This window comes from Methyloceanibacter marginalis (assembly GCF_001723295.1).
Classification (GTDB): domain Bacteria; phylum Pseudomonadota; class Alphaproteobacteria; order Rhizobiales; family Methyloligellaceae; genus Methyloceanibacter; species Methyloceanibacter marginalis.
This window is the reverse complement of the sequence record NZ_LPWD01000181.1, coordinates 1-16,255: the sequence shown is the minus strand read 5'-3', so window position 1 is coordinate 16,255 and position 16,255 is coordinate 1. Positions and strand designations below refer to the sequence as shown.

Annotated in this window: 16 protein-coding genes and 3 pseudogenes; 8 read left to right on the top strand and 11 right to left on the bottom strand. The window is 64.0% G+C overall.

Annotation, left to right across the window (positions count from 1 at the left end; genetic code table 11):
- Positions 1-322: 322 nt before the first annotated feature.
- Positions 323-760, top strand: a complete 438-nt coding sequence (locus AUC71_RS07570) for a hypothetical protein (protein WP_069623783.1) — start codon at positions 323-325, stop codon at positions 758-760.
- 89 nt (positions 761-849) lie between these two features.
- On the opposite strand, the gene AUC71_RS07565 is transcribed toward AUC71_RS07570, so the two are convergent.
- The 4 genes from AUC71_RS07565 to AUC71_RS07550 all read right to left on the bottom strand — a co-directional run bounded on the left by AUC71_RS07565 (position 850) and on the right by AUC71_RS07550 (position 3,645).
- Entirely contained in the window at positions 850-1,467 is a 618-nt protein-coding gene (locus AUC71_RS07565) for a hypothetical protein (protein WP_069623782.1), read from the bottom strand.
- Between the two features lie 185 nt (positions 1,468-1,652).
- The gene (locus AUC71_RS07560) at positions 1,653-1,898 is read right to left on the bottom strand and encodes a hypothetical protein (RefSeq protein ID WP_069623781.1); all 246 of its coding nucleotides are present in this window, start codon (positions 1,896-1,898) and stop codon (positions 1,653-1,655) included.
- A gap of 17 nt (positions 1,899-1,915) precedes the next feature.
- On the bottom strand, positions 1,916-2,098 hold the full coding sequence (locus AUC71_RS07555; protein WP_069623780.1) for a hypothetical protein: 183 nt from the start codon (positions 2,096-2,098) through the stop codon (positions 1,916-1,918).
- Entirely contained in the window at positions 2,020-3,645 is a 1,626-nt protein-coding gene (locus AUC71_RS07550; protein ID WP_083238181.1) for a DEAD/DEAH box helicase, read from the bottom strand. The genes AUC71_RS07555 and AUC71_RS07550 overlap by 79 nt, the downstream gene beginning before the upstream one ends.
- 373 nt (positions 3,646-4,018) lie before the next feature.
- On the opposite strand from AUC71_RS07550, the gene AUC71_RS07545 reads away from it, so the two are divergent.
- From AUC71_RS07545 to AUC71_RS07535, 4 genes are all read left to right on the top strand, one after another.
- Entirely contained in the window at positions 4,019-5,632 is a 1,614-nt protein-coding gene (locus AUC71_RS07545) for a cation:proton antiporter domain-containing protein (protein ID WP_069623778.1), read from the top strand.
- Positions 5,629-5,784, top strand: coding sequence for a hypothetical protein (locus tag AUC71_RS22950; protein WP_483127802.1), 156 nt, complete (start codon positions 5,629-5,631; stop codon positions 5,782-5,784). Before AUC71_RS07545 ends, AUC71_RS22950 begins: the two co-directional genes overlap by 4 nt.
- A gap of 73 nt (positions 5,785-5,857) precedes the next feature.
- Positions 5,858-6,319, top strand: a complete 462-nt coding sequence (locus AUC71_RS07540) for a DUF4112 domain-containing protein (RefSeq protein WP_069623777.1) — start codon at positions 5,858-5,860, stop codon at positions 6,317-6,319.
- Between the two features lie 33 nt (positions 6,320-6,352).
- Positions 6,353-6,880, top strand: a complete 528-nt coding sequence (locus AUC71_RS07535; RefSeq protein WP_141701531.1) for a hypothetical protein — start codon at positions 6,353-6,355, stop codon at positions 6,878-6,880.
- Positions 6,881-7,134: 254 nt separating this feature from the next.
- On the opposite strand, the gene AUC71_RS07530 is transcribed toward AUC71_RS07535, so the two are convergent.
- From AUC71_RS07530 to AUC71_RS07510, 5 genes are all read right to left on the bottom strand, one after another.
- Positions 7,135-7,497 carry a DUF779 domain-containing protein gene (locus AUC71_RS07530; protein ID WP_069623775.1) on the bottom strand — a complete coding sequence of 121 codons (363 nt, stop codon included), beginning with the start codon at positions 7,495-7,497 and terminating at the stop codon, positions 7,135-7,137.
- Positions 7,487-8,083: a phosphatase PAP2 family protein gene (locus tag AUC71_RS07525; protein ID WP_069623774.1), complete on the bottom strand. Its 597-nt coding sequence runs from the start codon at positions 8,081-8,083 to the stop codon at positions 7,487-7,489. Before AUC71_RS07525 ends, AUC71_RS07530 begins: the two co-directional genes overlap by 11 nt.
- 186 nt (positions 8,084-8,269) lie before the next feature.
- Positions 8,270-9,790 carry an aldehyde dehydrogenase gene (adh, locus tag AUC71_RS07520; protein ID WP_069623773.1) on the bottom strand — a complete coding sequence of 507 codons (1,521 nt, stop codon included), beginning with the start codon at positions 9,788-9,790 and terminating at the stop codon, positions 8,270-8,272.
- A 249-nt stretch (positions 9,791-10,039) separates the two neighbouring features.
- The gene (locus AUC71_RS07515) at positions 10,040-11,035 is read right to left on the bottom strand and encodes a porin family protein (RefSeq protein WP_069623772.1); all 996 of its coding nucleotides are present in this window, start codon (positions 11,033-11,035) and stop codon (positions 10,040-10,042) included.
- Entirely contained in the window at positions 11,032-11,442 is a 411-nt protein-coding gene (locus AUC71_RS07510; protein WP_158007749.1) for a hypothetical protein, read from the bottom strand. Before AUC71_RS07510 ends, AUC71_RS07515 begins: the two co-directional genes overlap by 4 nt.
- Before the next feature lie 227 nt (positions 11,443-11,669).
- On the opposite strand from AUC71_RS07510, the gene AUC71_RS07505 reads away from it, so the two are divergent.
- Both AUC71_RS07505 and AUC71_RS07500 read left to right on the top strand, forming a co-directional pair.
- Positions 11,670-12,848: an FIST N-terminal domain-containing protein gene (locus AUC71_RS07505; protein WP_141701529.1), complete on the top strand. Its 1,179-nt coding sequence runs from the start codon at positions 11,670-11,672 to the stop codon at positions 12,846-12,848.
- Positions 12,849-12,851: 3 nt separating this feature from the next.
- Positions 12,852-14,242, top strand: a pseudogene (locus AUC71_RS07500) (ATP-binding response regulator).
- Here the strand turns inward: AUC71_RS07500 and AUC71_RS07495 are convergent.
- Positions 14,239-14,915 (bottom strand): annotated as a pseudogene (locus AUC71_RS07495) (response regulator). The pseudogenes AUC71_RS07500 and AUC71_RS07495 overlap by 4 nt on opposite strands.
- 195 nt (positions 14,916-15,110) lie before the next feature.
- Here AUC71_RS07495 and AUC71_RS07490 point away from each other — a divergent pair.
- Positions 15,111-15,308, top strand: a complete 198-nt coding sequence (locus AUC71_RS07490; protein ID WP_069623769.1) for a hypothetical protein — start codon at positions 15,111-15,113, stop codon at positions 15,306-15,308.
- Positions 15,309-15,324: 16 nt separating this feature from the next.
- On the opposite strand, the pseudogene AUC71_RS07480 reads toward AUC71_RS07490, so the two are convergent.
- Positions 15,325-16,255, bottom strand: a pseudogene (locus AUC71_RS07480) (zinc-dependent alcohol dehydrogenase family protein); the annotation flags it as partial.

Here is a 16,255-nt window from a genome sequence, read left to right as displayed (position 1 = left end):
GTGGCGAGAGGGCGACGAGCAAGCCTACGACATCGCCTTGTTCCGCAGCGTGGCCGCGAGCTTCTGGCGCTGGCTCGACGCGAGCGCCGCCGAATTCGGCTACGAGGTGGCGCGCTAGAAAAAAAGCCCCGCCGCGAGGCAGGGCTTGCTGCCACACAAATAAGCCCTGCAACCTTCGGTTTGGTTCGCGCGTTGGAAGGCTGTAGGATAAACCTTCCCGCTAGTCGCGGGACAATGGTGCATGTGCCCCAAAGCGGCATCGGCCAGCCGCAGTAAGCTATCAAGAGAGCGCGGCCGCCAGCTCTCCACGAGAGACCCGACGATGATCCGTCATGCGATTGCCGCGCTCGCGCTAAGCGCCCTGGCCTACGGTCCTGCCGCCGCGGAGGATGCCGACCAACCCACGCGCATGGGCGAGGACAAGGAAAAGACCGTCTATGTGCAGCTCATTGTGAAGGCGTGCCGCGGCGTGGAGACGCCGCTTCAGCCTATCAACCAGGGCAAGGTGTACGACGACGAGAAGCCGCTGACGCTTGAAGAGCGCAAGACCTTGCTCATCGCCACGGGCTGCATCGACGTGCCCGTGCCAATGGAGTTCCTCGCCGACGCCATGTCGCCCACGGCCTGCATGGGCCACGGCGGCTACCTCGCCGCCATGCAGTTCCTCCAGCAGCGGCAGGATCTGCACGAGTTCCCGGCCGTCGGCGCCTGGCAATGCGTCATCACCGATCACGAGGTGGTTGGCGCCTCCACCATGTAAGACTGCGCCGCACACCTGGTATTCTGCTCATAAAAAAAAGGCAGGGAGATCGCTCTCCCTGTCTTTTGCCGTTCTGCGCTGTGAAGCGTCTAAGAAATCTTGACGTTGACGATCGAGGCGCGCGTCACTTCGAGCACGATCATGTCGCCAACCTCGAGCTGATCGAAGCCCTGCACGCTCGGCGGCACGAAGATCGTGCGCGTCTTGCCGCCGGTCCCGGCGAAGCTCACGGTGCGCTTGCGCTTGTTGATGGCCGCGATCGTATCGGTGACCTCGATGGTGGTGAGGTCGGCCTCCCCGCCCGAGGGCGTCATCTCCGTCCAGTCCTGCTCGGCCACGGTTGGCGCGTCGAGGCCCATGTCCGAGGTCTCGTTGGCCTCGAATCCGTCCTGCGCGGCCGCGGGCGGCCCGTCGGCCTGGCGCAAGGCCACGGCGACTTCCTGGCTGTACTGGATGGTGATTTGATCTTTCAGCTTGATCTTTTTGATGTCCTTCACGTCGGGACTGACGACGCCGACCACCGTGTTACCGCCGGGGCCGACCACCATGAGGACCCGCTCCGGCACCTCGATCTCCTCGACAGTGCCGGTCATCGTGATGGTCCCGGCGTCTTCCTCGATCGGAACCTGAGCGCGCGCATCGTCGATGAACAGCATCGCGACGCCGAGCGCCATCAACCCCTTCACAGTGGCGAAGAGAACCTGCATGAACTTTCCTCCCAGACGGTATGTGCCTTGAACGGCGGCTGAAACGGCTTCTAAAAATGCGGGGCCGCTACCCTGCGCGGCCGGGGCCACACTATAGTCCAGGCCAGGGCCGAGGGAACTATCCCGCTGGCGCGACTTAAGCCATTTTTTTGAGGGTCTGAGCGGCTATTTGAGGGTCTGAGCGGCTAAGAGGCGGCTTTGACTTTGGCCTTGCCCGCCCGGGCGAGGGATTTGATGCGCGACCGCCGGTTGCCGGACATCTCGGCAATCTTCTGGTCTTGGTCCTCGATAATGGTGCGCGCCGGCGCGTCGCCGTCCAGGCCGCCGAGTTCGGTCGCCGGCACCTTGCGGTTCGACGTCTGCGTGCCGTCCTCATAGACCACGTCGAATAGGACGTAGCCGCTGGGGCGTGCCTGTTGTTTCCGTGCCATGACGCTCCAAACTCCGGCTAGGCTTCGTCCGTGCTCGCTTCGGCGGCCTCGCCGGCCGCTTCCGTCTCGGGGTCGTCGCCCCGCTCGGCCTTGCGTTTGGCGGCTTCGTCTTGCAGGCGCTTCAGCTTCTCTTGCTTCTTCTGCGCCTTGGCCCGGCTGCGCTCGGCCTTCTGGAAATTGTAGTTGGGTTTGAATGCCATCTATCGGGGCCTCCGTGTTTAGGTTTGCTTCGACCGGCGCACCTTGGAGCGCTTCGGCGCGGGGCCGGCGCGGCATCGGCGGCCTCCTGATCGGCGGCCTCCTTGGCCAGGCGAAGCTCGCGCAAGCGCGTGGTCTTCAGGGTCATGGCATCTTGCGCCTGCTGCTGCTCCTGCTTGAAGCTTTCCTGGCGCTTGCGGCTCTGACTGAGGATCGTCTCGGCATTGCGCCGGGCCGCTGACATGCGTGAGGGGGAGGACTTGCTCATAGTGGAGCCTCCATACGGCGGTGGTTGGATGATTTGGCGGGGGCAGGGGCCGCGCCGTTCGGGCGGCCGCCACGATAGCGCCGGCGCGTCTGGCGGGCTTGCTTGCCGGCGCGCTCCGCCGAGGCTCGGGAGCCGGCGTCTCGTCCGCCACGGCGAGACGATGGTCGGCGATCTCGACATCGTACGCATCAGCCGTTCGATGGCCTTGAGATAAGGCCGCTCGCTGTTGTCGCACAGCGACAGGGCAATGCCTTGTGCGCCGGCGCGGGCGGTGCGGCCGATGCGGTGCACGTAGCTTTCCGGCTCGTTCGGCAATTCGTAATTGATGACGTGGGAGATGCCCGGAACGTCGATGCCGCGCGCGGCGATGTCGGTGGCCACCAGCACGCGCACCTTACCGGAGCGAAAGCCGTTGAGCGTGCGCACGCGTGCGTTCTGGGCCTTGTTGCCGTGCAGCGCTTCGGCGGTCAGGCCGTTTTGCACGAGATGGCGGCAAACCCGGTCGGCGCCGCGCTTGGTGCGCGTGAACACGATCGCTTGGCCCATCTCTTGGGCCTTTAGCAGGTCGGTCAGCAACGTCCGCTTGTCCTGGGCGCCGACGAAGTAGACGCTTTGCGCCACACGGTCGACCGCAACCTTGCTCCGCGAGATGTCGATGCGCACCGGCTCCCGCAGAATGTCCTGGGCGAGCTTGGCGATCGACGGCGGCATGGTCGCCGAGAACAGCAGCGTTTGGCGGTCCTTGCTACAGGCGCCCACGATTTTGCGCACGTCATGGATGAAGCCCATGTCGAGCATCCGGTCGGCCTCGTCGAGAACGAGGATCTGGACCTTGTCGAGCCGCACATGGCGCTGATTGCAGAGGTCGAGCAGGCGGCCCGGCGTGGCGATCAAGATATCCACGCCCGCTTTCAGCGCCTTGACCTGCTGCCCTTGGCCGACGCCGCCGAAGATTACGGCCGAGCGCAGCTTCAGATGGCGCCCGTAAGCGTTGATCCGGTCGCCGATCTGACCGGCGAGCTCCCGTGTCGGCGCCAGGATGAGCGCCCGCGGCGCGCTGGGCACACGCGGTGAGGCGTCGAGAAAGAGGTTGTGCAGCAAGGGCAGGGCGAAGGCCGCGGTCTTGCCGGAGCCGGTCTCGGCGACGCCGAGCAGGTCCTTGCCCTGGGTGAGAATGGGAATCGCCTGAACCTGAATGGGGGTCGGCGTTTGATAGTTTTCGGCCTTAAGCGCAAGCCGCAGCGGCTCGGCCAAGCCGAGCGAATCGAAAGAAGGTGTCAAGCAATGTTCCTTGGACGTCCGGCCACGGGCGCATAGACGTGCGGTGCCGTGAGGACGCTTGCCTCACCCCACGCGCTATCTGGGGGCAGACGAAAATCGGGAAATTGTCTCGGGATGAGGCGCCGCAAAAACAGTTGTGGCAGCTTCGCGCGATCGCGAGCAATCAGTGTAGCTGCAACATGGAGATGCGGCCCTGAACTGTCAAGGAGAGATGCCGAACGGCGTTAAATGCCGCACGAAAGGGTTTCCGCAACCCTATCGGCGGGCCTTTGCTGGACGGGAGGGATTGCCGCCGCCACAATTCGTTGTCACGCTAAGGTGACAAAGGGGTTCGCCGTCGCGAACGATCTCCAGCAGAAGGCCTTTCTTAACAATGCTGCACGTGCCGCCGCTCGTTTCGACCCTGACGATTGGCCTCGTGCTCGCCTTCAGCCTCGGCCTCCTTGCCCACCGCCTGAAATTGCCGCCTTTGGTCGGATATCTGATCGCGGGCGTGGCCATCGGCTTCGCGCCCGGGGTGGGCGCCGATCAGAACATCGCCAACCAGCTGGCCGAGGTCGGCGTCATCCTCTTGCTGTTCGGCGTAGGGCTCCATTTTTCGGTGCAAGACCTTCTGTCCGTCCGCGCCATCGCCATTTCCGGCGCCGTCCTTCAGGGGCTCATTGCCACGCCGCTCGGCATGGCCGTCGGCTGGGGGCTCGGCTGGAGCCCCGCCGCCGGCTTTATCTTCGGGCTTGCCTTGTCCGTGGCGAGCACCGTGGTCCTGCTGCGCATGTTGCAGGAACGCCGCCTGATCGACACCGAGCGCGGCAAGATCACTGTCGGCTGGCTGATCGTCCAGGACATTGCCATGGTGCTCGCCCTGGTGCTGCTGCCGGCCCTCACCGGCCTGTTTGAGGGCGAGGCCCCCCCGGACACGGCCACCATGCTGCGCCAGGCGGCCGAGGTCATCGGCAAGCTCGTCATCTTCTCCGTGGCCATGCTGCTCGTCGGCAAGAAGCTGATCCCCATGCTTCTGCATTACGTGGCCCATACCGGCAGCCGCGAGCTGTTCCGGTTGGCTGTGTTGTCAATTGCGCTGGGCTTCGCCTTCCTGGCGGCGGAGCTGTTTGGCGTTTCCCTGGCGCTCGGCGCCTTCTTCGCCGGCATGATGCTGAGTGAATCTCAGTTGAGCCAGCAGGCCGCGACCGAGTCGCTGCCCTTGCGCGACGCCTTCGCGGTGCTGTTCTTCGTCTCCGTGGGCATGCTGTTCCATCCGGCCATCATGGCCGACGCGCCGCTCGCCGTGATCGCCACGGTGCTGATCATCATCGTGGCCAAGTCTGCCGCCGCCTTTCTCGTGGTGCGCGTGTTCAAGCACACGCGCGACGCCGCGTTCGTGATCTCCGTCTCGCTGGCGCAGATCGGCGAGTTCTCCTTCATCCTGGCAAGCCTCGGCATGCGGCTCGGCGTGCTTCCGGCCGAGGGGCGCGACCTCATCATCGCCGGCGCCATCATCTCCATCCTGCTCAACCCGATCCTATTCGCCGCCCTTGATGCCTATTTCGCCCGTCGCGAAAGGGCGGCGGCAGAAGCGGCGGACGCCGCGGCCCCGAGACACGAGATCGCGTCCGAAGAAGAAGAGGCGACGCCGACGCGCGAGCCGATCCGCCCCACGTCCCTCACCGATCACGTTGTGCTGGTGGGTCATGGTCGGGTCGGCAAGTTCATCTCCAAGACGCTGCGCGAGCGCGGCACGCCGCTCTACATTATCGAGGACAATGCCGACGACGTGGCGGATCTTAAGGAGCACGGTATCGAGGCAGTGAACGGCAACGGCGCGGACCCCGAGGTCATTCAGTCCGCCAATCTCCCCGAAGCGCGCTGCCTGCTCGTCGCCATTCCCGATGCCTTCGAGGCGGCCAGGTGGTGCAGCAGGCCCGCGCCCTCAATGCCATCTTGCCGATTATCGCCCGCGCCCACTCCGAAGAGGAGATCGACCATTTGATCAGCCACGGCGCTAACCTCGTGGTCATGGGCGAGCACGAGATCGCCAAGGCCATGATTGGCGACGTCGGCGGCGTTCTCTCGCCGACCAAGTCCGATGGGGAAACCCCGGGTGAACCTGTCGTGGTCGAGATCAGCGGCTCCTCCTCGTAGAACGCGGAACTTCCTTGCATTGAGGACGTTGATTTTCCGGAGCGTGGCGTGCGGTCGCGCGGGAGGATGATTCATGAGCGACAGGGCGAATGTTTACGGCGACCAGGCCTTTGCTGCTGCTGCGGCGGAGTTTCTGCGAGTCGACACGGCCGCCATCAGCGACGAGGAGCGGCTGGCCCAGGCGAAATGGCTCGCCAATCTCATGGACAGCAATTTCTCCATCCCCGGCACGCCCATGCGTTTCGGTTGGGACTCCGTGCTTGGGCTTTTTCCGGGAGTCGGCGATGCCGTCACCGGCGCCATCTCACTCATGATCGTGCATCACGCTTGGCAGACCAAGGCATCGCCGCTTGTGCTTGGCCGCATGCTCGGCAATGTCGCTATTGACTTCGTCATCGGCTTGATCCCGATCGTCGGGGACTTCTTCGACTTTGCCTTCAAAGCAAACCGCAAGAACGCACGCTTGCTGGAACGCCATCTTGAGCGTCGGGTCGAGAAAGAGCGCGCCGGTCGCGCACGCTTACCCCACGTTTAGGACCCGATCGGGCAATCAGCGGAGGGACCATTCATGCCGCGAAGAACGACCGAAGCGTTGAGAGTCTTGCTCCTGTCCACGCCGCTGCTTGGCCTTACGGTCGGCACTGCGGCAGCGGAAAGCGAGAGCGTCGGCTCTTGGGAGATCGAGGCGGTCTACAAGAACGATGAATTCGACCGTTGCGCCATCAGCCGAACCCTCGACGACGATATCGCCGTCACCTTCGTGCGAACCGGGGAGGGACTGTCGCTCATGCTGTCCTCGCCGAATTGGAAGCTCGAGACCGGCAAGAACTATCCCGTCACCATGAAGCTCGGCCCGCAAAGCTGGGACCGGGAAGTCGCCGCCGAGGCAAGCTCGGTGTCCATGGACGTGGGCGATGCGAAATTCGTCTCCGGCCTGCGGGCGGCGAACGCGCTCAATGTGGTGGCCGCTGGTGCCACCATCGAGGTGCCGCTCGATGGAAGTTCGGCCGCCTTCGAGCGTCTCGAACAATGCGTCGAGAAGAATGAAAGGGCGGTCGAGACCAACCCTTTTGTGGTCCCGGCGCGTCGGCCATAGCCGGCGGGCCGGAGGGCGAAGCCCCGAAGTGCAAGCAGGAAGCGGACGCCACGCCGAGCGAAGGGACGACCGGTGCGCTCGCCACAGCGACCGGCGACGTGCCGCCGCCGCCCGAGGCGAAGCCCGAAGCGGCCCGGTGGATCCGGTTGCCGAGCCGGCACCCAAAAAGTCGACATCGTCCGGCAAGTCCGCGAAGCGTGCGTTCAAGCGTGAGGTCGGCCGCTGCGCCGGTTCTTCAGCGACTAGGACAGGCCTCAGCCCTCGCCGGCCAGCGCGTCGGCCTCTTCGTCGGTGACACGCGGCTGCGTGTCAGAAAGCCGCAACCCCTCGGGCGCTTCCAAGGAGAAGCCCGAGCCGCGCCCCGGCACCACGTCGATGATGAGCTGGGTGTGCTTCCAGTAGTCGAATTGGTCGGCGCTCATAAAGAACGGGCTGCCGCCGATCTCGCCGAGACGCACGTCGCTGCCGCCGACCTTGAACTCGTCCGCCGGGTAGCACATGGGCGCGGAGCCGTCGCAGCATCCGCCCGACTGATGAAACATCAGCGGCCCGTGCTGCTTCTTCAGCGTCTCGATCAGATCGAGCGCCGCGTCCGTCGCCAGAACCCTATCGACCATCGGTCCGGTCTCCTTCGTCAAGCGCGTCGTGTGTTGCGGGACGAATTGTACCGCGCCTTTGCAGCCAATGGAAAACTGTCCAGCAGATGGCGGCCCAGGCGGCTCCGAGGCACCAGCCGGCCAGCACGTCCGTCGGGTAATGCACCCCGAGATAGACGCGGGTGAGACCGACGATCACGGTGATGAAGATGGCAAGCCCGAGGAAGAACACCTTCAGCCGCCGGGAGTCGTGCATGCCGGCGAGAAGCGCGCCGATCGTGAGATAGGTTACGGCGGAGAGCATGGCGTGACCGCTGGGAAAGCTCGGCGAGAAGACCTGAGCCGCGTGGGCCACGAGGTCCGGCCGCGGCCGAGCGAAGCTGTGCTTCAGAACGTTGCTCAGGAGCATCCCGCCCAAGACGGACGCGAGCACCCAGAGGGCCGCTCCCGAGCGCTTGACGAGAAGCAGATAAGCAATTGCCGCCACGACGACGATGCCGAGCACCGAATAGCTGCCGAGCGCGGTGACGTCGCGGGCTGCTTCCTCCAGCCACGCCGGGCCGAGCGGATCGGCGTGATCGGCCGGGTTTCGCAAGGCAAGCAGCACCGCCCGGTCGAACCAGGTGGTGTCGCCTTCGCGACCTCCTCGGCGATTTGCCCGAAGACAAGAAGCAGCAGCCCGGCGAGGAACACCCCGCCGAGCAGCCAAAGTTCTGGCCGGTTGCGCCAAGCCCAGGCGACAAGGCCGGCTCGGTCTTTGGCGCTTTCGCCGCTTTCCTCAGTCACGCCGCTCCTAGAAGAACCCGAGCGCTTTGGGGCTGTAGCTCACCAGCACGTTCTTGGTCTGCTGGTAGTGGTCGAGCATCATCTTGTGGTTCTCGCGTCCGATGCCCGAACTTCTTATAGCCGCCAAAGCCGCGTGCGCCGGATAGAGGTGGTAGCAATTGGTCCACACGCGTCCGGCCTGGATGCCGCGACCGAAGCGATAGGCCCGGTTGATGTCGCGGGTCCACACGCCGGAGCCGAGCCCGTAAAGCGTGTCGTTGGCGATCTCGAGCGCTTCGTCCTCGTCCTCGAAGGTGGTGACCGACAGCACGGGCCCGAAGATCTCCTCCTGGAAGATGCGCATCTTGTTGTGGCCCTCGAACACCGTGGGCTTCACGTAGTAGCCCTCGGAGAGGTCGCCTTCGAGCACGTTGCGCGCGCCGCCGGTCAGCACCTTGGCGCCTTCCTTCTGGCCGATATCGATATAAGAGAGGATCTTCTCCAGCTGATCGTTGGAGGCCTGGGCGCCGATCATGGTGCTGGCCTCGAGCGGGTTGCCTTGCTTGACCCGGTTCACCCGGGCGATGGCCTTCTCCATGAAGCGGTCGTAGATCGACTTCTGCACCAGCGCGCGCGACGGACAGGTGCACACCTCGCCCTGGTTCAGCGCGAACATGGCGAAGCCTTCGAGCGCCTTGTCGAAGAAGTCGTCGTCCTCCGCCATGACGTCGTCGAAGAAAATGTTCGGCGACTTGCCGCCAAGCTCGAGCGTCACCGGGATCAAGTTCTCGGAGGCATACTGCATGATGAGGCGGCCGGTGGTGGTCTCGCCGGTGAACGCGATCTTGGCGATGCGCTTGTTCTGGGCGAGCGGCTTGCCGGCTTCGACGCCGAAGCCGTTGATCACGTTCAGCACGCCGGCGGGCAGGATGTCGCCGATGACGTCCATCAACACCATGATCGACATCGGTGTCTGCTCGGCGGGTTTCATCACGATGCAATTGCCTGCCGCGAGCGCCGGCGCCAGCTTCCAGCAGGCCATGAGGATCGGGAAATTCCACGGAATGATCTGGCCGACCACGCCCAGCGGCTCATGGTAGTGGTAGGCGACAGTGTCGTGATCGATCTCGCTGAGGCTTCCTTCCTGCGCGCGAATGCACCCCGCGAAATAGCGGAAATGGTCGATGGCCAGCGGAATGTCGGCCATGCGCGTCTCGCGGATCGGCTTGCCGTTGTCGATGGTCTCCACCGTCGCCAGCAGCACCAGGTTCTCCTGCATGCGGTCGGCGATCTTGTTGAGGAACATGGAGCGCTCGGTCGGCGACGTCCTGCCCCAGGCATCTTTCGCCTTGTGGGCGGCGTCGAGCGCCAGCTCGACATCGGCCGCTTGAGACCGCGCGACCTGGCAGACCGGCTTGCCGGTGACCGGGCTGATATTGTCGAAGTAGCGGCCGTCGGTGGGCGCGACCCAGTCGCCGCCGATGAAGTTGTCGTAGCGGGTCCGCAGGGCGACCTGCGAGTTCAAAGTCTCGATCACCTGATGAAGCATGGGAACCTCCCTAAAGGCTAGGCTTATTGGCTTATTTCCGCCGATTTTCGAGCCTGTCCGCGCCCTTCAAGCAAGGGCCGGCGGGCCCTGGAACGATGTGTCCTTGGCTCGCGGAGGAGCCTATGCGGAGCGCGTATCGGGGGAAATTGTACTTTGGACCAAAGGGTGAGGGAAAGAAAAAGCAAAAGAAAAAGCCGCCCCGGGAGGGGCGGCTCAAGTTGGGATTAGGCTTTTAGTTTGGGTGGAGAATTAGAAGAAAATGATGCCGCCAAGCTGGAACAGGTCCCAGTTCTCGAAATCCTGACGGACCGACGAGTTGACCCCGTTCACGTTGGTGCCGACGAAGTCGACATCGGCATCTTGGTGCTGCCAGCGCGCGAACAGGTGCATCGCCGCGGAGTCGATCTCCTGCACGACGCCCAGTCCGAAACGCTCCATCTCGGAGCCGTTGACGGCGACCGTGTTTGCCGCGTTGCCGCCGCAGAAGGCGCCAACGCCGGTGCCGAGACCGAAGCCGCCGGCGGCGCAGATATCCGCGCCGACCAGGGATGCGTACTGGTCGTCATACCGCGCCCACTCGCCGTAGAGGATCGTGGCGCCCAGCGGATTCCAGGTCCGCTTGATGAAAGGCTTCAGATACCAAGCGTCGGTCGTCGGCGCACCGGCCGCGTCCTCGTTCTGGTACATGCCGTAGAGGCCAAGCCCGGTTGGAACGTGCATGACGGTCGCGCCGGCTTGGTTGATGTCGGACTGGGTGCTCGTAAACACCGCGGTCTCGACCCAGGTGTAGGAGTAGGCCGCGGAGACTTTGAAGTCGCCCCAGTCGCCGTTATAGAACGCGGCGATATCCCAGAAGTTGTTGCTGGATGAGGGTATGACGCCGGCACCGGAAAACCTATTGGTGCCGTACGAGGTCTCGACCCGGAAGCCGCCGAAGGTCGGCGTGTCGTAGCGGACGGCCGGCTGCGCCGCGCCCCAGCAATCGACGCCGATGCCGGCCCCAAGCGCGTTGCAGCTTAGGAAGCTCGTCCAGGTCAGTGCGGCCAATCCGTTGTTGCCGGATGGCCGCAGGAAGAAGCCCGGGCCCTCGAACCATGGACCGTTGGACTCGATCACCGTGCCCGAAATGTCGGCGAGAACGGCGGCATTGTCCGAGGCGGGGCTCAGAGTGCCCCAGTTCAACGTGCCCCAGGTGTCGCTCTTGACGTAGATATACGAATAAAGCGTGCTGACGTTGTTGTTCACCAAGTCGTTAACCTGGTTGGCGGCGAAGCCGAACACATCGGCCGGAGCAGGATGGTCAGGTTGTAGCCGCCGGACCAGCCCGGAGCGATCGTCGCGCTGCCGCTGATATTGAGGCGGCTACCCAGGTCATAGTCCTTGTCGCCCACCGCGAAGTTGCCGCCGCCGCCGTCGTCCCACCAGTTCATGGTCTTTACGACCCAACCGGAAACGGTCACGGTGACTTTTTTGTTGCCCTTGCGGACGGTCGTTGCTTCAAGCTCCGCCACCCGCTCCTCGAGATCTGCGCAGCAGTCGCCGCCCAGATCCGCCGCTTTGGCCGGCGTGCTCATGGCGTAGCCACCGAGCGTCAAACCAAGCGCGGCGGCAGTCGCAATACGGCTGTATGATTTGTTCGGTCCCCCGAGCATGTCCATTCCCCTGCTAATCTTGCCCGCGCCTGGCGCGAGCGCTTCCCTGAAGGGCTTCGCACGGTCGTTTGGTGCCGCGCGTAGCCTACTTCGCAGACTACCGAGGCGAACCGCAGGGTGATATTCTACTTTGGATCAATGGCACGAAGTGCCCCCCGAACCCTCGCAGGTCCGCTGACCTGAATCAGAAGAAAATGAAACGTGTTTGGGGTCGTGGGAGAAAACGCGTGCAGTGCGGGGCTCGAGCAAAGCGTCATGCCTGCGGTGTCCAAACAGCTTGGACAAGCGCGGAGTCGCCGGAGGCTGCCGTCTCCGAGCTTGCTCGCCTCATCGACCGGGAGAATCTCGGCCAGCTCCTTGTCTTTTTCTCACAGCGCTATGCGGCAGAGCCTCTGTGTGCGGCCTTTGCGCAGCAGTTCGATGGACTTCCGATTGCGGGCTGCAGCACAGCCGGGGAAATCACGCCCGCGGGCTTCGGCGACGGCAGCGTTCTGGTCGTGGCTTTCCCCAGGAACGATTTCAACTTCGTCAGCGAGATCATTCCCGATGTACGCGGCCTCACCGTGGAGAGGGGAACAGAGGCCGTACGATCCTTGCGGGCCGGGCTCGATCGTCTTGGCGGTGGCCGCTATGCAAATCGATTCGCGGTGTCGCTCATCGACGGTCTGTCCAATGGCGAGGAGGTCATCGTATCGGCGATTGGCTGGGCCCTTGATGACATTCCGCTGGTCGGCGGATCGGCCGGCGACGGTCTCGCGCTGACGGGAACGAGCCTTCTTCATGATGGAAACGTCTATCACGACGCGGCATTGCTCCTCCTCGTTGAGACCAATCACCCTGTGTGCAGCTTCAATCACGATCACTTCGAGCCCACCGGTACGAAGTTGGTGGTGACCGCGTCCGACGCGGAAAGCCGAACCGTGTTCGAGCTGAACGCGGAACCGGCGGCCCTCGAATATGCAAACGCCGTGGGTGTGGAGCCGAGCTCCTTGGCGCCCATGAGCTTTGCGGCGCATCCCGTGATCGTGCGCATTGGCGGCGACTACTACTGCCGGTCGATTCAACGTGTGAACCCGGACAATTCGCTCTCCTTCTTCTGCGCGATCGATGACGGCGTCGTGCTCACCGTTGCCGAGCCCAAGGATATGGTGAAATCCATGGCTGCCGAGCTCGAACGGCTGGATGCGGCGATCGGCGGTGTTGATCTCGTGCTCGGATTCGAGTGCGTTCTCCGGAGGCTCGATGCTGAGAACCGGCAGGTAAAGCATATGATCAGCGACCTCTACCGGCGCTACAACGTCGCCGGGTTTCATACCTACGGTGAGCAGTTCAACGCGATGCACCTGAACCAGACTTTCACCGGCGTCGCCATCGGCCATCAACGCAATGGCGCCCTGGGGACTTGAAGCATGTCGATCCAATGGGGTGAGGGCGAGCCTTCGACGGAGGAAGATCCGGCTGCCTTGGTGCGGCGGCTGGATAAGCTCAGCAAGATCAACGCGGTTCTGATGGACCGGGTCGAGCGGTCCATGGACCAGCAGGGCAACGCGTTCTCGTTGTTCCAGACAGCGATCGGCTTGGAAGCAAAGGTTCGCTCGCGCACGGAGGAGCTGACGTCCGTCTTGCGCCGGCTCGAAGGGTCCAACGAGGCGTTGGTCGTCGCTAAGGACGAGGCTGAGCGTGCCAATCTCAGCAAGACGCGCTTTCTCGCCGCCGCCAGCCACGACCTGCTGCAGCCGCTGAACGCCGCCCGGCTTTCCATCTCGGTGCTTTCGGAGTTGCAGGCGACTGACGACGCGCGATCTCTTGCGGGTCAAATCGACCAATCGCTTCAGACGATTGAAGATCTCATCAAGACGCTCCTCGACATCTCCAAGCTGGATGCAGGGGTGGTGAAGCCGGAGGTGCGGGCGTTTCCGTTGGACGATGTGCTGTCGATGCTTGAGGCGAGCTTCGCGCCGCAAGCTGCCGCCAAGGGGCTCAAGCTCAAAGTGCGCCCTGCGGGCTACTTGTGCGGAGCGACCCGATGCTGCTCTTGCGGGTGCTGCAAAACCTCGTGTCCAACGCCGTGCGCTACACGGACTCGGGAGGCGTCGTCGTCGGCGTACGGAGGCGAGGGACGCAGTGCTTCATCGACGTCGTCGACACCGGAAGCGGGATTTCGGAGAACGAGCGCGACACGATCTTCGAGGAGTTCTACCGGGGCGCGGCCGCCGCCGGAGGGACGCATACGGGGCTTGGGCTCGGGCTCGCCATCGTGCAGCGCACAGTGCAGGCTCTGGGCCATTCACTCGTCGTCAAGTCGGAGATCGGCAAGGGCTCGACCTTCCGGCTCGACATGCCACATGTGGGCGCCGTGGCACGCGGGGCGCATGCTGCGGCGGAGCAGCCGGTGGGCGCCCAGACGGCGACCGGCGCCATAGTGCTGCTGATCGAGAACGATCGCGACGTTCGGGAGGCTACGGCGCGGCTGCTGGAGCGCTGGTCATGCCGGACCTTCATGGCCCACGGGCTAAACGATATCGCGCCGCTCTTGGCGGAGCTGAAGCGTCCGCCGGATGTCGTTCTGGCCGACTACCATCTCGACGACGGCCAGACGGGGCTCGCGGCCTTGGAAGAAGTGCGCCGGCTCGCCGGTCGTGACATTCCGGCCGTGGTGCTTACGGCGGACCATAGCACTGCGGTCGCCGCCGACGTTCTCGCGGCCGGCTGTGAGCTGATGCACAAGCCGATTAAGCCGGCCGAGCTTCGCGCGCTGATGACCCATCTTCTGGCGCGGCAGGGTAGCGCGCGGGTCTAGTTGCGAGGTTGCGCGGAGTCGCCGCCGAGGATCGTCTCGAAGTCGAGTTGCGCCGTCTCGATCACGGCCTGCGTCCGGCTCACCACGTTGAGCTTGCGCAAGATCTCCGACACATGCGCCTTCACCGTGGTCTCGCTGACGCCGAGTTCGTGAGCGATTTGCTTGTTCAATCGGCCGAGCCGGAGCAGATGGAGCACGCGCAGCTGCGCCGGTGTCAGCTCTGCAAGGCGCGTGGCGATGTCGCTTGAACCCGGTGCCGCGCAAGGCCCCGGCAGAGGCGGCGCCAAGTCATCTGGTATGAACACCGACCCGCTCAGCACTTCGGAAAGCGCCTTCGCCAGCGTCGACTTGTCGACGGATTTGGGGACGAAACCGGCGGCGCCGAGCCGGATCGCCTCGTGCACGATCCTGGGGTCGTCCAAACCGGACACGATCAAGATTGGGATTCGCGGGAATGATGAGCGCAACAGAACCAATCCGTCGAAACCGGAGGTGCCGGGCAAGGAAAGATCAAGCAGAATGATCTCGATCCCGCTTTCGCCGCGAAGGGCATCGCGGGCGGTCTCGATACTGCCGGCTTCGAAGATCTCGCGTCGGCGAGAGCGAACTTGATCGCACCGCGCAGCGCCTCGCGGAACATCGGGTGGTCGTCAACGATCAGGATTCTGGTCATTTTAGCCGCCGGCCGTGATGGCCGCTCCCGACCGTGGAAAGGCCCAAAAAATCCTTATGCCGCAATCCTCCAATAGTATTAGGGGCGATTGCGGCGTGCTAATGGATTTGACGCGAGCCCTCCCGTCTCCCCAGTCGGAACCGGCGCCGCGGGCCCTGCGTTTCGCGTTCGAAACTGTGACCTGGAGGAACTTCCATGGCTGAAGGCACCCGCCAATCGGGGACGAATCCAATCCTCGTCGTTCTTCTTGTTGCCGCCCTGATCGGCGTCGGCGTGCTCGGTTATCTCTATTACCGGCAGCAGCAAGAGGTGGTGAAAATCGACGTGCCCGGATTCGAAGGTTCGATCACCAAGGGCGACGGTGTTGATATCGAAGTCGGCAAGGACAAATAGCGCTCTCAAGTGGCGTTCAAGGGATGAGCACCGCGGCGCCGGTTAAACGGCCCGCGCGCAAATCGTCGAGCGCCGTGTTGGCCTCTGCGAGCTTCATCGGCACGACCGTGGTTTTCACCGGTACCTTCGGCGCGAGCGCAAGAAACGCCCGCGCGTCGTCGCGGGTGAGATTGGCCACCGAACGGATCACGCGCTCTTCCCATAAGATGTCATAGGGGAATTGCGGGATGTCGCTCATATGGATGCCGCCGCAGACCACGACGCCGCCTTTCCGAAGCGCGCGCAGTGCCGCCGGCACCAGCGCTCCGACGGGGGCGAAGATGATCGTCGCGTCGAGCTTGTCCGGCGGCGCTTCGTCGGAGCCTCCAGCCCAGACTGCCCCGAGTGAGCGTGCGAAGTCTTGGGCCTTGGGTATCGCCGGGGCTGGTGAAGGCGTAGATCTCGCACCCCTGATGACGCGCGACCTGCGCAACGATATGGGCCGCCGCACCGAAGCCGTAAATGCCGAGCCGCTTGGTTTCACCTTGCAGCGCGTCGTCTGCCATCTTCAGCGAGCGATAGCCGATCAGTCCGGCACACAAGAGCGGCGCGGCTTCCGCGTCGGTGTAGCCCTCCGGCAGCGTGAAGCAGTAGCGCGCGTCCGCCACCGTGTAGGCGGCATAGCCGCCGTCGATCTGATAGCCGGTGAAGCGCGGGTGATCGCACAGATTCTCGTGGCCGTCGCGGCAGTAGCGGCAGGTGCCATCCGTGTAGCCGAGCCACGGCACGCCGACGCGCTCTCCTATGGCGAACCCGGTCACGCCGGATCCCAGCGCCTCCACCCGCCCGACGATCTCGTGGCCGAGCACCAGAGGCAGCTTGGGCTCGCCGAGTTCCCCGTCATGAATGTGCAAAATCCGTGCGGCACACCCCGCAGCCAGCACCTTGAGCAGGATCTGATTGGGGCC

Excerpts from the sequence above, each read along its gene's own strand:
- AUC71_RS07565 (WP_069623782.1), bottom strand. The coding sequence starts at position 1,467 with ATGCAGGTTCTCTTCGCCACTGTGAAGGGGTTGATGGCGCTCGGCGTC.
- AUC71_RS07570 (WP_069623783.1), top strand. The coding sequence starts at position 323 with ATGATCCGTCATGCGATTGCCGCGCTCGCGCTAAGCGCCCTGGCCTAC.
- AUC71_RS07510 (WP_158007749.1), bottom strand. The coding sequence starts at position 11,442 with ATGCTCGGGGGACCGAACAAATCATACAGCCGTATTGCGACTGCCGCC.
- adh (WP_069623773.1), bottom strand. The coding sequence starts at position 9,790 with ATGCTTCATCAGGTGATCGAGACTTTGAACTCGCAGGTCGCCCTGCGG.
- AUC71_RS07535 (WP_141701531.1), top strand. The coding sequence starts at position 6,353 with ATGCCGCGAAGAACGACCGAAGCGTTGAGAGTCTTGCTCCTGTCCACG.
- AUC71_RS07540 (WP_069623777.1), top strand. The coding sequence starts at position 5,858 with ATGAGCGACAGGGCGAATGTTTACGGCGACCAGGCCTTTGCTGCTGCT.
- AUC71_RS07555 (WP_069623780.1), bottom strand. The coding sequence starts at position 2,098 with ATGGCATTCAAACCCAACTACAATTTCCAGAAGGCCGAGCGCAGCCGG.
- AUC71_RS07545 (WP_069623778.1), top strand. The coding sequence starts at position 4,019 with ATGCTGCACGTGCCGCCGCTCGTTTCGACCCTGACGATTGGCCTCGTG.
- AUC71_RS07490 (WP_069623769.1), top strand. The coding sequence starts at position 15,111 with ATGGCTGAAGGCACCCGCCAATCGGGGACGAATCCAATCCTCGTCGTT.
- AUC71_RS07530 (WP_069623775.1), bottom strand. The coding sequence starts at position 7,497 with ATGGTCGATAGGGTTCTGGCGACGGACGCGGCGCTCGATCTGATCGAG.
- AUC71_RS07560 (WP_069623781.1), bottom strand. The coding sequence starts at position 1,898 with ATGGCACGGAAACAACAGGCACGCCCCAGCGGCTACGTCCTATTCGAC.